Below are 15,154 nucleotides of genomic sequence, written 5' to 3' on the forward strand. Positions count from 1 at the left end.
TTATGAAGAAGATAAATGTTGGCCTGATAGGTTTCGGCAATGTCGGCTCGGGAGTAGTAAAGATCCTTAAAGACAGAAGAAGCCTGCTGAGCGAGAAAATCGGCATAGAGATTAACATTAAGAAAATATGCGATAAGGATATTTCTTCAAAGAGAAATATAAAAGTAGATAAATCTCTTTTGACTTCTAATGTCAAGGAGGTCATCAGTGATCCCCAGGTTGATATTATCGTTGAGCTTGTTGGAGGAATCCATCCGGCTAAGGAATTTGTCATTGAGGCTTTAAAGAATGGCAAGAATATCGTTACTGCCAATAAAGCATTATTGGCTGAAAACGGGTTAGAGCTATTTACTCTCGCTAAAGATAAGGGAAAAAATATTTATTTTGAAGCTTCAGTCGGAGCAGGTATCCCGATTATTAAATCTTTGCGTGAAGGCCTGGTAGCAAACAGGTTCAGCAGGATATTTGGTATAGTAAACGGTACATCCAACTTCATTCTTTCGCAGATGTCTGATAGCAGCTGTAGTTTTGGCGCTGCTTTAGCCGAGGCCAAGAAGAGAGGCTTTGCCGAGAGTGATCCTACTCTTGACATAGAGGGGATTGATTCTGCCCATAAGCTTGTATTGCTTACATATTTGTCTTTCGGCAAATTTGTTGATATGGGTAATGTTTTTATAGAAGGGATATCCAGGATATCTTCTTGGGATGTTAAATATGCTAAGGAACTTGGGTTTGAAATCAAATTACTTGCTATTGCAAAAAAAGAAGGCTCGCAGTTGGAGACCAGGGTGCATCCTACGTTTATACCCAGAGAACATCTTTTATCGTCAGTAAGAAGTGTTTTTAATGCTATATATGTCTCTTCTGACCTTGCCGGAGACCTTCTTTTCTACGGCCCCGGCGCAGGGCAGTTCTCGGCGGCGTCTGCGGTTGTTTCTGATTTAGTGGATTTAACCCAGGATATTAAAGCCGGAATGTTCAGGCCTATACTAAATACTGTAGTCGATAAGAGCATAAGTTCATTAAGGAGTATAGACGATATTGAGAGCCGTTATTACATACGTTTTATGGCTATGGATAAGCCCGGGGTGCTGGCAAAGATTTCCGGAATTCTGGCCAGGTTCGGCATAAGTATTGCATCTGTCAGCCAGAAGGCTGAAGCAAAAGCTCAAATTGTTCCGGTAGTAATAATTGTCCATAATGCAAAAGAGAAAAATCTTAAGGCCGCATTAAAGGCTATAGATAAACTTGATTCTGTAAAACCTGAGTCAGTAGCGATAAGGATTGAAGATTTATGAATAGACCAACAAAATGTTGCCAGTACAAGGGGATAATTGAAAGGTATTCAGAATTTCTGCCGGTTACAAAAAATACGCCGGTAGTGAGTTTATTGGAGGGCGATACACCGTTAATTTATGCGCATCATATAAGCGGTTTGTTTGGAAGCCGAGTCAGGGTGTTTTTAAAATATGAAGGCTTAAATCCCACAGGTTCTTTTAAGGACAGGGGTATGACTCTAGCTATCTCTAAGGCTATTGAAAATAAGGCAAAAGCAGTAATTTGCGCTTCTACCGGTAATACCTCGGCTTCTGCCGCAGCTTATTCAGCCAGGGCAAAGATTAAATGTATTGTCTTGATACCTAAGGGTTCAATAGCGTTAGGCAAATTAAGCCAGGCGCTGATCCATGGAGCCAGTGTATTGGCGGTAGATGGCAATTTCGACGATGCCTTGGATATAGTCAAGCAGGTCAGTAATAACTATCCTGTTACGCTGGTTAATTCATTGAATCCATTTAGGATAGAAGGGCAGAAGACCGGTAGTTTTGAGATTTGTGATTTTCTGGGATTCGCGCCTGATTTTCAGGTTATGCCTGTGGGTAATGCCGGCAACATAACAGCTTACTGGAAAGGTTATAAGGAGTATCGAAATGAAGGTTTTATTAACTCTTTACCAAAAATGCTGGGTTTCCAGGCTGCAGGTTCTGCACCCATTGTAAAGAGGCACATTATAAAGCATCCGAAAACAATCGCTACTGCTATAAAAATAGGCAATCCTGCAAGCTGGAAGTCTGCTGAAGAGGCGCGTGATGAGTCTGGTGGTTTGATTGATTGTGTAAGCGATGTCCAAATAATCAAAGCTTATAAACTGCTTGCGGAAAAAGAAGGGGTATTTGTTGAGCCTGCGTCAGCAGCTTCAATAGCCGGTTTGCTTAAATTACAGGAGAGAGGATATTTCAGGAAATTTAGCAAAAATAGAGGCAACATTAATATAGTATGTATCCTCACCGGGCACGGCCTAAAGGACCCCGATAGAGCCATTAGTAGCGTGCCAAAACCCAAAATAGTCAAGGCTAATTTAAAGGCAGTGTTGAAAGAAATTGGCTACTAAATTAAAGCGGGATTATCATAGGAAAAGCAAACGCCGTAAAATCAGGGTTTTAATTACCGCTGGCCCTACTTGGATTCAGCTTGACCCTGTTAGAATTATAAGTAATATTTCTACCGGTAAGACCGGACAGATGCTGGCTGAGAAGATTGCGCGGGCAGGGAATCAGGTAAAATTATTGCTCGGCCCTTCACCCTTTGGCTATAAACATAACTTTAAAGGTGTGGAAGTCCTGCGCTATATCTTTTTTAACGAACTGCGGGATAAAATAAGGAAAATCCTGCGCAAATCAAGATTTGATGTCGTAATACACTCTGCAGCTGTTTGTGATTTCTGGCCATTACAGGTTGTCCGCCATAAATTCAAATCGAGCAATAAGAAATGGGATGTTAAATTGGTGAGGACGCCCAAGATAATAAATGAAATCAAGCGTATAAGCCCGGGCCTGATGTTAGTAGGTTTTAAATTTGAACCACAAGCTTCTAAAGGCTATTTAATCAAAGAGGCTGGCATGCTCATGCGGCAGTCTGGTTCTGATATTGTAGTTGCAAATACGGTGAAAAATAATTCTTATAAAGCCTATATTCTTGATTCAGATTCTGTACGAGGACCTTTTATTAATAAATCTGCTATGTCAGATACATTAATCAAATTAATACAGGATAAAATAAAATGAAATATATTGTATTAGTCGGAGATGGCATGGCGGATTATCAGATTGAAGAGTTAGGTAACCGCACCCCTCTGGAAGCAGCCAAGACTCCAAATATGGATTATATCTGCAAGTATGGCAAGATCGGGCTGGCTAGGACTATCCCTGAAAATATGACCCCTGCTTCTGATGTAGCCAATATCTCTATATTAGGATATAACCCTAAAGAATACTATTCAGGCAGGGGGCCTCTTGAAGCCGCTAACTTAGGTATAGAGCTTGAAAGCGATGATGTTGCTTTCCGTTGTAATTTAGTTACAGTCCTTGATGATACGATGGTTGATTATAGCGCCGGTCATATAAGCTCAAGGGAAGCCGCGTTAATAATAAAATTTATTGATGATAACCTCGGCAGCAATAAGATTAAATTTTATCCGGGTGTTGGTTACAGGCATCTGATGGTTGTAAAACGCGGCGCAGAATCTCATTGGCATGAATTAGAATGTAGGGCTCCCCACGATATTACCGGGCAGAAGATTACGAAAAATTTTCCAAGAGGCGAGGGTTCAGACAAGCTTATAAAAATAATGCAGGACTCGCGTCCCCTCCTTGAAAACCATGAGATTAATATTGTCAGGGTTGACCTTAAAGAGAACCCGGCTAATATGATCTGGTTATGGGGGCAGGGCAGGAAGCCGGCTATGCCAAAGTTCTACGATAAATACGGGATAAATGGAAGCGTTATTTCGGCAGTCGATTTAATAAAAGGATTGGGCAGGATATTGGGCCTGGAAGTTATCAATGTGAAAGGCGCAACAGGCTATTATGATACAGATTATTTAGGAAAGGCAAAAGCCGCTCTGGCATCTCTTAAGGATAATGATTTTGTATTTGTGCATGTGGAGGCACCCGATGAAGCGGGGCACAATGGGGACTTAAGAGAGAAGCTTACAGCCATAGAGAGATTTGATCAGCTTATCGTTGGGACGATACTCGAAGCTTTTAAGAATAGAAAGGATTTTAGGATCATGGTATTGCCGGACCATCCTACTCCCATAGCTTTAAAGACACATTCAAGTGATATGGTCCCATTTGCTGTTTTTGGAAAAGACATTGTGCCTTCAGGCGCAGGATCGTTCAGCGAGAAAGAAGCAGCTGCATCAGGTTTTTCTTTTGAAAGAGCGCATGAGCTTATGGATTATCTTATAAAAGGCCAGTATAAATGAGTTCGTTTCTTATACTTCTTTTATCATTTGCTGTCTTTGCCTGGGCATATTTTTTTTATGCTAAACGCTTTGAGGCTATTTTAGGCGCAGATCCTAAGAAGCCTACACCGGCTTTTTCTAAATTCGATAGCGTTGATTATATCCCTGCAAAAAATGTTTTAGTGCTTTTTGGCCATCATTTTTCTTCTATCGCGGGAGCCGGGCCGATAATCGGGCCTGTTATTGCGGTGATGCTCTGGGGTTGGTTGCCGGCGTTGTTATGGGTCATAATCGGTACAGTTTTTATAGGCGGGATACACGATTTTGGCTCTTTAGTAGTCTCTATTAAGCAGGGGGGTTCTTCTGTCGCAGATGTTTCACAGCATGTAATAAGCAAGAGGGTCAAAATTATTTTTTCGCTTTTTGTCTGGCTTGCCCTTATTTTAGTTATCGCTGTTTTTGCCTGGTTTTGCGCCGATACGTTTGTTAAAGAGCCAAAAATAGTCCTTCCTTCGCTTGGGCTTATACCGGTAGCAATCCTTTGCGGTTACCTTTTATATGTAAGGCAGCGCAATCTGGCTTCGGTTACCGCATTAGGGTTACTGCTTTTAGTTGGGTTAATTTTTGTTGGTAATATATTGCCGATTAAAGCAGGCCTGAATATCTGGCTTTTTATACTTCTTTTTTATTGTTACTTGGCATCAATTCTTCCGGTTAATATTCTTCTTCAGCCCCGGGATTACCTGAGCAGCTACCTATTGTTCTTTGGGCTCGGTATGGGGTACATTTGTTTGTTATTTACCAGACCGCCGATTGAGATGCCTTTTTATCATAATTGGGTATCCAGTGAAGGTTATTTATGGCCCGCGTTATTTGTGACTGTTGCCTGCGGAGCGGTTTCCGGATTTCATTCTTTGATTGCCAGCGGTACGACTTCAAAACAGATATCCAATGAAGCTCAGGCAAGAAAAATAGGCTATGGGGCAATGGTCGTGGAGGCCATGCTTGCAATATTAGCGGTTTTATCAGTAGCAGTACTTTTTAATTCTAGAATGAATTTTGCCGCTATTCTTAAATCAAGAGGCCCCTCTGCGCTGTTTGGTGACGGATATGGTTATATCACTAAGCCTATGCTTGGCAGTTATGGGTTGTTTGTAGCCATTACTATCTTGAATGCTTTTATCCTTACGACGTTGGATACCGCAACTAGGATTACCAGGTATATAAGCGAAGAGCTTTTTAAAATAAAAAACAAACACATATCTACTGCTTTTGTTATTTTTTTGGCAGGCATGCTTGCTTTCAGCGGCAAATGGAGTAGGATTTGGCCGGTTTTTGGAGCATCAAATCAACTGGTAGCAGCTTTATCTTTATTTGTTTTGGCATCATGGTTGATAGCAAAACATAAGACAATACGTTTTGTTTTGGCCCCAGCCATATTTATGCTCATTACCACTTTAGTTTCACTTTTAGCGCAGGCCAGGAGATATTTTATTTCTAGGGACATAATGCTTTTAATTATTGTGATTCTTTTAATGGGTTTAGCTTTTTTTATGATACTGGAGGTCGTTCCTTTAATTTCTAAGAGGAGAAGAGTTAATGTCTAAAGGTCTGATAGTCCAGAAATTCGGAGGTTCTTCTGTAGCCAATGTTGAATGTATACAGAACGTAGCAAGAAAAGTAACTGCTTATAAAAAACAGGGATATGATTTGGTAGTCGTGGTTTCTGCTTTAGGGGATACAACCGATGAATTGATTGAGCTGGCGAATAAAATTAATGTAGAGCCTTCTGAGCGGGAAATGGATATGTTGCTTTCTACCGGAGAGCAGATATCGGTCGCGTTACTGGCAATGGCTATCCATAAATTGGGATTTGAAGCCATATCTTTTACCGGAGCCCAGGTTGGTATTATCACTGATACCAGCCATACAAAGGCACGAATAGTAAAAATTGAAGCAAAGAGGATAATAGAGAAAGTGAATGAAGGAAAGATCGTTATTGTTGCCGGGTTCCAGGGAATAACTCCGGATTATGATATAACTACTTTGGGCAGGGGAGGGTCTGATCTTACTGCTGTAGCTTTAGCTAAAGAGCTTAAGGCTGATCATTGCGAAATATATACCGACGTTAAGGGTATATACACAACCGATCCTAGGATCGACTCGAGAGCCAGGAAGATAGAGAGTATAACATATGATGAGATGCTGGAAATGGCATCATTAGGCGCTCAGGTAATGCAGGCGCGTTCAATCGAAGTAGCAAAAAAATACGACGTACCTATACATGTACGTTCTTCTTTTTCTGATGAACCGGGTACTATGATTATTAAGGAGGTTAAAAACATGGAAGAAGTTTTGGTAAGCGGTGTTACCTTGAATAAGAATGAAACGAAAATAACTGTTTGTAATGTTCCCGATAAACCGGGAGTCGCGGCTAAAATATTCAAGGAGATGTCGGGTGCCGGCATAAGTGTCGATATGATCGTCCAGAACGTCAGCCATTTAAGGCAGACCGATATTTCGTTTACTGTAGATAAAGCATCTTCTCCTAAAGCGATGAAGATTGCAAAAAGCGTAGCAAGGAAGATAAAAGCCGGCGATGTCCTGGAAGGGCCAGATATAGCAAGAGTTTCTATAGTAGGCGTAGGCATGAAGTCGCATCCGGGCGTTGCTGCAACCATGTTTGACATACTTGCAAAAATCAAGGCTAATATTGAAATGATCTCAACTTCAGAAATAAGCATATCGTGTATTATTGAAAAGAAGTTTGCAGAGAAGGCAGTTCGTGCCTTGCACGAGAAATTTAATCTCGGAAAGTAGGTTTAATATGCCTAAGGTAAAATTATACGATACTACATTAAGGGACGGTTCTCAGGGAGAGGGCATCTCTTATTCTGTACTGGATAAATCCCGCATAGCAAGAGAGCTCGATTCTCTCGGTATTCATTACATTGAAGGAGGTTGGCCAGGGTCAAACCCTAAAGATATGGAGTTCTTCGTTCAGATGGCCAAGAAGCCTCTTAAAAACTCAACACTTGTTGCTTTTAGTATGACTCGCAGGCCAAATATAAAAGCCAGCGATGACCAGAATATCAAGGCAATACTGAAATCCAAAGCAAAATCAGTTGCTATTGTAGGTAAGACCTGGGATTTGCATGTCAGTGATGTCTTAAAAGTAGAGCTTGATGAAAATATCAGAATGATCGAAGATACAGTCTCTTTCCTTGTTTCCAAGGGCCTTGAGGTATTTTATGATGCCGAACATTTTTTTGATGCATATAAACATAACAAGGAATACACTTTCAAATGCCTTGCAGCTGCAGAGTTGGCAGGTGCTAAAGCGATTTGTCTCTGTGACACAAACGGAGGTATGCTGACTTCAGAGTTGGCTCGAATAGTCAGGGAAATCAGGCCTCTTGTTAAAGTTGGACTTGGCATACATTGTCATAATGATTGCGGTGTTGCCGTAGCTAATTCGTTAACTGCTGTTGAGGCGGGCTGCGATATAGTACAGGGGACCATAAACGGCTACGGAGAACGGTGCGGTAATGCTGATTTGATACCCATTATTGCTAATCTGATGCTTAAGATGAAGATCAGTTGTTTAGGTGAAGATAAACTTAAGGAGCTCACAAAGGTATCGCATTTTGTAAGTGAAATGGCAAATATGAAGCAAAGGTCGGATCAGCCTTTTGTCGGTGATTCGTCTTTTGCCCACAAAGGCGGTATGCATATAAATGCAGTAGTAAAGAATCCAAAGTCCTATGAGCATATTGATCCATCCTTAGTCGGCAACCACCGCAGGATACTTGTTTCTGAGCTTGGCGGTAAAACAGGGATAATGCTGCGTGCCAAGAACCTGGAGTTTGACCTGGCCAAAGAAGATGCCAAGACAAAGAAGATATTAAAGCTTATTCAAGACCTTGAACATAAGGGTTATCATTTTGAGGCGGCAGAAGCTTCGTTTGAATTGTTGATGAAAAAGGCTTTGAAGAAATATAATAAATTCTTTGAGCTGGAAGGTTTCCGTGTTGTGATAGAGAAGGTATCTAATAAAAAGATCACTTCCGAGGCTATAATTAGAGTTAAGGTAAAAGGGGTGAAGGAGCATACTGCTGCTGATGGTGATGGCCCGGTGAATGCCCTTGATAATGCGCTTAGAAAAGCCTTGAAGGATTTTTATCCTTCGCTTTCTAAAATGCATTTGTCTGATTTTAAGGTAAGGGTATTAGATGAAAAAGACGGCACTGCCGCAAAAGTAAGAGTGCTTATACAATCACAGGATGAAACTGATTCCTGGAGTACGGTAGGGGTGTCTGAGAATATTATTGAAGCCAGCTGGCAAGCTCTTGTAGATAGTGTAGAGTATAAACTATTAAAAGATACAAAAAAGCAGCCCTGAGCAAGGTCGAAGGACAGGCGCTGGTGTGGGCAACGTAGAGTAAAATTACTTAAGGATACAAAGCAATAATGGCTATAGAGCTTTCAAAGCAGTATAATCCTCACGAAGTTGAGGACAAATGGTATTTTGACTGGGAAAAAAACGGGTATTTTAAAACCTCCCCGTCTAAGAACAGAATCCCTTTTTGTATAGTTATCCCTCCGCCTAATGTGACGGGTATTTTGCACATGGGGCATGCTTTAAATAATACGATACAAGATATTCTTATCCGGTACCACCGCATGAATGGCGAGGCTGCTCTATGGATGCCGGGCACAGATCATGCCGGCATTGCTACTCAGAACGTCGTTGAAAAAAGTTTGGCAAGGGAGAATATTAAACGCCAGGATTTAGGCAGGGAAAAGTTTATTGAAAAAGTGTTATTATGGAAAGACAAATACGGCTCTACGATAATTCATCAGCTTAAGAAACTGGGTGCTTCCTGTGATTGGTCAAGGGAGCGTTTTACTATGGATGAAGCGTATTCCAGGGCGGTAAAACATGTATTTGTGCGTTTGTGGGACAAGGGGCTTATTTATCAAGGGGATAAGATAATTAACTGGTGTCCTCGCTGCCAGACAGCTTTATCTGATGAAGAAGCACCGCATCATGAACTTGATGGTCATCTTTATTATTTGAAATATCCTTTGAAGGCCGATCCTGATACTTTCATTATTGTGGCTACTACCAGGCCGGAAACAATGCTTGGAGATACAGCCGTCGCAGTTAACCCCAGGGATAAAAGATATAAAAAATTCTTGAATAAAATCCTGTTATTGCCTTTGGTTGGCAGGGAGATAAAAGTAATCGGCGATAGTTCAGTGGATATGAAATTCGGAACCGGTGCTGTAAAAGTTACACCTGCCCATGATCCGAATGACTATATAATGGGCAATAGGCATAAACTGAAATTTGTAAATGTTATGTATCCGGATGGCCGGATGAATGAGAATGCCGGAGAGTATAAGGGTATGGATAGGTTTGAGGCACGGGAAGTGATTATAGAAGACCTCAGAGAAAAAGGATTACTGGATAAAATAGAGCCACATGCGCTTTCTGCCGGGCATTGTTATCGTTGCCACACTATAATTGAACCGTATCTTTCAAGGCAATGGTTCGTTAAGATGTCCCCTTTGGCAAAACCGGCAATAGAAGCTGTGAAAAAAGGTAAAATCAAATTCCATCCTAAAAGATGGACTAAGGTATATCTTAACTGGATGGAAAATATACAGGATTGGTGTATTTCACGGCAGATATGGTGGGGGCATCGCCTGCCGGTATATTATTGTAAGGAATGTATAAAGAATGCCGGCGAGTTCACGGTTCATAGTTCACAGTTCACAGGTAAGAATAAAGCCGGTATTATAGTTTCTGAAACTAAGCTGGATAAATGTCCTAAGTGCGGTTCATCGGATATACATCAGGAAGAAGATGTTTTAGATACATGGTTTTCTTCCTGGCTATGGCCTTTTGCTACTTTTTATTGGCCGGATTTTCAAAAGCAATCAGCCATCAGCCATCAGCCATCAGCTTTCAGCTCTCAGCTGGATAGTCTACAGTCTACCGTGCACAGTCCACCGTCCACAGACAAAGATATTTCTGCCAGGCTCAAGGCGGATTTGGATTATTTTTATCCTACATCCACTCTTGTAACTGCACCTGAGATTATCTTCTTTTGGGTAGCCAGAATGATTATGGCGGGCATGGAGTTTATGCATAATGTCCCCTTTAAGGATGTTTACATCCATGGCACAGTGCGCGATATAGAAGGCAAGAAAATGTCTAAATCCCTGGGTAATATTATAGACCCGCTTGAGATTATAAGCCAGTACGGTGCTGATGCCCTTCGCTTTAGCCTCATATCGATTACTTCTCAGGGGCAGGATGTATATCTTTCTAAGGACAGGTTCGAGCAGGGCAGGAATTTCGCGAATAAGCTTTGGAATGCATCGCGTTTTATACTGATGAATATGGAAGAGGCAGACTCAGGCAAAGTTAACCAAATACGTCAAAACAGCACTAATATCGTAAATAAATGGATATTAAGCAGGTACAATTCCACAATAAAACAGGTTTCATCTTATCTTAATGCATATAAATTTAATGAAGCGGCAAATGCTATTTACGGTTTCTTCTGGCACGAGTTTTGTGATTGGTATCTTGAGATTATAAAGCCGAATATAAAAGATGATGAAAGCCGGGTAATTACGCGTATTATCCTTGAGGGTACCCTTAAAATGCTGCATCCTTTCATGCCTTTTATAAGCGAAGAAATATGGCGGATGATCCCCGGTAATACTTCTACTATAATGTTTAGCAGCTGGCCGGTTCATTCTGAGAAAGCAATAGACAAAAAGATAGAGGCCCGGGTTAATATGGTCTTTGATGTGATTAGCAGCATAAGGAATATGCGTTCCGAGCTTGAAATAGCAGTAACTGATAAAATAAATGTTAAACTTTTTACCGGCAGCAAGCCGAATTTGGAAACGCTTAATTTTATGAGCGGAGACATCAAATTAATGTCAAAGCTGGATAATCTCGAGATCTCTAAAGATTATAAGCCTCAGATTAACCAATATGCAAGCGTCCTAAAGGATATCCATATAATAATCCCATTGTCCGGAGTTATTGATGTAGAGAAATACCTGCTTAAACTGGGTAAGCGTATCCAGGAAGTTTCATCCCAGATTGAAGCAAAGGGCAGGACATTGGAAAATAAGGATTTTATCGCACGGGCACCAGCAGAAGTCATAAAGAAAGAACAGGATAAATTAGAAGAACTTAAAGAAACCCTGAACAAACTAAAGGTGGTGAAAGATGGTATTAAATGAAAGTTTTCCTTCGGAGAAAAAGGCAGAGTTGGATTGGCAGAAGATTGACAGTATTTTAAGGCATGCTTTGATAGAAGATATCGGTAAGGGTGATATCACCACTCAATTGACTATCCCAAAAGATAAAGAAACCGAAGCAGTTTTATTAGCAAAAGAGGATTGTGTTGTTTGCGGCCTGGATATCGCAGGGAGAGTATTTAAAATAGTGGATTCGCAGCTAGATTTCAAAACTACTGTCAAAGAAGGCAGGTTTGTAAAGAACGGAAAGGTTTTGGCTAAAATAACCGGGAAAGCCAGCAGTATCTTGTCTGCAGAAAGGGTAGCCTTAAATCTATTATCTATGCTTTCCGGCATTGCTACAAAAACCCGAGAGTATGCAAAGGAAGTGGAGCCTTATAAGGTAAAAATCACCGATACCCGTAAGACAATACCCGGTTTAAGGGACTTACAGAAATATGCGGTAAGGATAGGCGGCGGTTTTAACCATAGAGCCGGCCTGGATGAAATGATACTTATAAAAGATAATCATATTAAGGTAACCGAAGGCTATAGCAAATTGCCAAGTGTGCCAAAAGGGTTTAAAATCGAGATTGAAGTCCAGGATTTGGAGGAGTTCAAGCATGCTTTGAGGTTTAAGCCTGATGTGATAATGCTGGATAATATGGAGTTGGAAGATATGAAGAGCGCTGTCCAGATCAGGAATAATACGCTTTTTAACAGCCATCATCCTAGGACAAAGCTTGAAGCATCGGGTAATATAAATCTGAAAAACGTAAAGAAAGTCGCCTCTTGCGGAGTGGATATAATTTCTATCGGCGAGTTGACGCATTCTATAGAGGCAGCAGACATCTCGCTGGAGATTAAGTGATAGCAAGGTTTGCTAAGTTTATTTTGCTGCCATGTTTACTGGTTGTTTTGTTTTGCCCCAGGATTTACCCGCAGAATTTTGCCAATAATAATAAGCAGATCAAGATCGATAAGCCGGAAAAAGAACTTAAGGTCGGAGAGAAGCTTAAATTTAGCCTCCAGTGGCTGGGTGTACCCATAGGCTGGATTGAGCTTGAAACAAAGGGAATTGTTTCAATTGAAGGCAATAACTGCTATCAAATAGTTGCCAGGGCTTTTCCGAACAGTTTTTTCAGAAAGATATACAATGTAGAATACGCGGTCAATTCATTTATAGACAAGAAAGGGCTTTTTACAAGGCGTTTTACCAAGCGTAAGCTCTACAATGGTAAAGTAACTGATGTTATTATTGATTTTGATTTACAGAATAAACAGGCTAAATACAGGAATCTTACTACTAATCAGGATTTTACTGTTAAAGCATTATCTTTTGCCCAGGATCTATTATCCAGCCTTTATTATCTTCGTCTCCAAGATCTGAAGTTAGGCTCAAAATATAAGGTAGACATAGTTTATGGGGATAAGTTTTGGAATATTAATGCTGAGGTTGACGATGTCAAGGCTTTGGATTTGCGTAAATTAGGGACTTTTAATGTGGTAAAGGTAGACCTGAATGCCGAATTAAGCCAGATGGTACTTGGTAAAAAAGATATGCGGCTTTTCCTGACTTCTGATTCAAGAAGGATACCTGTGCTGTTTACCTTGCATACTTCTATGGGGCCGGTTAGGGGCATAATCCAGGAAATTAAACCCGGTTCACAATGGAAAAATTCATCCTAAAATCAAAATTTAAACCCTGCGGAGACCAGCCGCAAGCTATAAAAGAACTTGTCAACGGGTTTAATAACGGAGAAAAAAAACAGACGCTTCTTGGCGTCACCGGCTCCGGCAAGACATTTACCCTTGCCAATGTCATTGCCCAGCTAAATTTACCCACCTTAGTAATTTCTCATAATAAGACTTTAGCCGCCCAGCTTTATTCTGAATTCAAGGATTTCTTTCCTGAGAATGCTGTAGAGTATTTTGTAAGTTATTATGATTACTATCAGCCTGAAGCATATATTCCGTCTACAGATACTTACATTGAGAAGGACGCTTCAATAAATGACAGGCTTGATCGTTTAAGGCTTTCCACAACAACATCACTTATGAGCAGGAAAGATGTTTTAGTTATAGCTTCGGTATCGTGCATATATAACCTTGGCGACCCTTTGGATTATAAAGACTTGCTTGTTTTTGTGGAAAAAGGGATGCAGTTATCAAGAGAAGACTTGATATTAAGGTTTATTCATATGCAGTACGAAAGGAATGATTATGAGTTTATCAGGGGTAAGCTGCGTGTGCGCGGTGATTGCCTTGAGATATTCCCTTCATATCAAGAAAAAGCAATAAGGATAGAGTTCTTCCAGGATAAGATAGAAAATATTTCGTTAATAAATCCGGTCAGCGGACAGGTAATCAGTAACCTGAAGAAAACCGCTATTTATCCGGCAAAGCATTTTATTGTTTCTCAGGACCGGATAGATTCTGCCATTAAGTCAATAGAAGATGAATTAACCGTAAGACTTGAGTTTTTGCGCAAGAATAATAAGCTGCTGGAGGCAGAGCGCCTTGAATCCAGGACTAAGTATGATATGGATATGTTAAAAGAAGTGGGGTATTGCCATGGGATAGAAAATTATTCGAGGCATTTATCACAGAGGCCTGAAGGCTCACGGCCTTATTCATTGATTGATTATTTCCAGGGTGACTTTTTGGTAGTTATTGATGAGTCTCACGCTACTATCCCGCAAATCAGAGGGATGTATGAGGGCGACCGCGCGAGGAAAGAGATATTAGTGGATTACGGGTTCAGGCTTCCGTCTTGCCTTGATAACCGTCCGTTGAAATTTGACGAGTTCCAGGGTTTGATAGATAATTTTATTTTTGTTTCTGCTACCCCGGGAGATTTTGAGATAAAACAGTGTAATAACAAGGTTGTCCAGCAGTTAATCAGGCCTACCGGCTTGGTTGACCCTGAGATCGAAATAAGGCCGCAGGACGGCCAAATCGAGGACCTCATAAAAGAAGTTAAATCGCGCGCTGCAAAGAATGAAAGGTCTCTTGTTACTACTCTCACCAAGAGAATGGCCGAAGACCTAGCGACCCATTTGCAGGAAAACGGGATAAAGGTAAAATATCTGCATTCAGAAATACACACAATCGAACGTTCCAGGCTATTGAGAAGTTTAAGGCTTAAGGAATTTGATTGTTTGGTAGGCATTAACCTTTTGCGGGAAGGTCTTGATTTGCCTGAGGTATCTCTTGTGGCCATACTTGATGCTGATAAGGAAGGGTTTCTGCGTTCTGAAACTTCGCTTATACAGGTAAGCGGCAGGGCTGCAAGGAATGTAAACGGCAGGGTCATTATGTACGCAGATAATCTTACCGGTTCGATGAGAAGGGCGATATCCGAGAGTAACCGTAGAAGGGTAATCCAATTGGAATATAATGTAAGGAGAGGCATAAAACCACGCTCAATACAAAAAGCGATAAGGGATGGGATTGAAGATCTCCAGGAAGCAGAACAGCTGGTTGAGGAGCTTACCGGGCTTGAAAAAGATAAGTATGAATTGAATAAATATATTTCAGAGTTAGAATATGAGATGGAGCTGGCAGCAAGGAACCTTCATTTTGAAGAAGCAGCTAAAATCAGGGATGAAATCAAGGAACTGAAGAAACTTAGGTAAAGTG

11 protein-coding genes are annotated in these 15,154 nt (G+C 40.9%); all 11 read left to right on the forward strand.

Annotation, left to right across the window (positions count from 1 at the left end; translation table 11 throughout):
• Positions 1–2 precede the first annotated feature (2 nt).
• The 11 genes from C4533_02620 to uvrB all read left to right on the forward strand — a co-directional run bounded on the left by C4533_02620 (position 3) and on the right by uvrB (position 15,150).
• Positions 3–1,298, forward strand: coding sequence for a homoserine dehydrogenase (locus C4533_02620; GenBank protein RJP28700.1), 1,296 nt, complete (start codon positions 3–5; stop codon positions 1,296–1,298).
• On the forward strand, positions 1,295–2,389 hold the full coding sequence (locus C4533_02625; protein RJP28701.1) for a threonine synthase: 1,095 nt from the start codon (positions 1,295–1,297) through the stop codon (positions 2,387–2,389). Before C4533_02620 ends, C4533_02625 begins: the two co-directional genes overlap by 4 nt.
• A complete protein-coding gene (locus C4533_02630) occupies positions 2,379–3,062 on the forward strand; it encodes a hypothetical protein (protein ID RJP28702.1) in 684 nt (227 codons plus the stop codon). Before C4533_02625 ends, C4533_02630 begins: the two co-directional genes overlap by 11 nt.
• Positions 3,059–4,264, forward strand: coding sequence for a cofactor-independent phosphoglycerate mutase (locus C4533_02635; protein RJP28703.1), 1,206 nt, complete (start codon positions 3,059–3,061; stop codon positions 4,262–4,264). Before C4533_02630 ends, C4533_02635 begins: the two co-directional genes overlap by 4 nt.
• Positions 4,261–5,850, forward strand: a complete 1,590-nt coding sequence (locus tag C4533_02640) for a carbon starvation protein A (protein RJP28704.1) — start codon at positions 4,261–4,263, stop codon at positions 5,848–5,850. Before C4533_02635 ends, C4533_02640 begins: the two co-directional genes overlap by 4 nt.
• Positions 5,843–7,063 carry an aspartate kinase gene (locus tag C4533_02645; protein ID RJP28705.1) on the forward strand — a complete coding sequence of 407 codons (1,221 nt, stop codon included), beginning with the start codon at positions 5,843–5,845 and terminating at the stop codon, positions 7,061–7,063. The genes C4533_02640 and C4533_02645 overlap by 8 nt, the downstream gene beginning before the upstream one ends.
• A 7-nt stretch (positions 7,064–7,070) precedes the next feature.
• A complete protein-coding gene (locus C4533_02650) occupies positions 7,071–8,645 on the forward strand; it encodes a citramalate synthase (GenBank protein RJP28706.1) in 1,575 nt (524 codons plus the stop codon).
• Between the two features lie 68 nt (positions 8,646–8,713).
• On the forward strand, positions 8,714–11,515 hold the full coding sequence (locus C4533_02655; GenBank protein ID RJP28707.1) for a valine--tRNA ligase: 2,802 nt from the start codon (positions 8,714–8,716) through the stop codon (positions 11,513–11,515).
• Positions 11,502–12,383 carry a carboxylating nicotinate-nucleotide diphosphorylase gene (gene nadC / locus C4533_02660; protein ID RJP28708.1) on the forward strand — a complete coding sequence of 294 codons (882 nt, stop codon included), beginning with the start codon at positions 11,502–11,504 and terminating at the stop codon, positions 12,381–12,383. Before C4533_02655 ends, nadC begins: the two co-directional genes overlap by 14 nt.
• Positions 12,380–13,201: a DUF3108 domain-containing protein gene (locus C4533_02665; GenBank protein RJP28709.1), complete on the forward strand. Its 822-nt coding sequence runs from the start codon at positions 12,380–12,382 to the stop codon at positions 13,199–13,201. Before nadC ends, C4533_02665 begins: the two co-directional genes overlap by 4 nt.
• Positions 13,183–15,150, forward strand: a complete 1,968-nt coding sequence (gene uvrB, locus C4533_02670; GenBank protein ID RJP28710.1) for an excinuclease ABC subunit UvrB — start codon at positions 13,183–13,185, stop codon at positions 15,148–15,150. The genes C4533_02665 and uvrB overlap by 19 nt, the downstream gene beginning before the upstream one ends.
• Positions 15,151–15,154: the final 4 nt, after the last annotated feature.

This window comes from Candidatus Omnitrophota bacterium, assembly GCA_003598025.1.
In the GTDB taxonomy this organism is placed as follows: domain Bacteria; phylum Omnitrophota; class Gorgyraeia; order Gygaellales; family Profunditerraquicolaceae; genus Profunditerraquicola.

Excerpts from the sequence above, each read along its gene's own strand:
- C4533_02625 (RJP28701.1), top strand. The coding sequence starts at position 1,295 with ATGAATAGACCAACAAAATGTTGCCAGTACAAGGGGATAATTGAAAGG.
- C4533_02645 (RJP28705.1), top strand. The coding sequence starts at position 5,843 with ATGTCTAAAGGTCTGATAGTCCAGAAATTCGGAGGTTCTTCTGTAGCC.
- nadC (RJP28708.1), top strand. The coding sequence starts at position 11,502 with ATGGTATTAAATGAAAGTTTTCCTTCGGAGAAAAAGGCAGAGTTGGAT.
- C4533_02655 (RJP28707.1), top strand. The coding sequence starts at position 8,714 with ATGGCTATAGAGCTTTCAAAGCAGTATAATCCTCACGAAGTTGAGGAC.
- C4533_02635 (RJP28703.1), top strand. The coding sequence starts at position 3,059 with ATGAAATATATTGTATTAGTCGGAGATGGCATGGCGGATTATCAGATT.
- uvrB (RJP28710.1), top strand. The coding sequence starts at position 13,183 with ATGGAAAAATTCATCCTAAAATCAAAATTTAAACCCTGCGGAGACCAG.
- C4533_02650 (RJP28706.1), top strand. The coding sequence starts at position 7,071 with ATGCCTAAGGTAAAATTATACGATACTACATTAAGGGACGGTTCTCAG.
- C4533_02620 (RJP28700.1), top strand. The coding sequence starts at position 3 with ATGAAGAAGATAAATGTTGGCCTGATAGGTTTCGGCAATGTCGGCTCG.
- C4533_02640 (RJP28704.1), top strand. The coding sequence starts at position 4,261 with ATGAGTTCGTTTCTTATACTTCTTTTATCATTTGCTGTCTTTGCCTGG.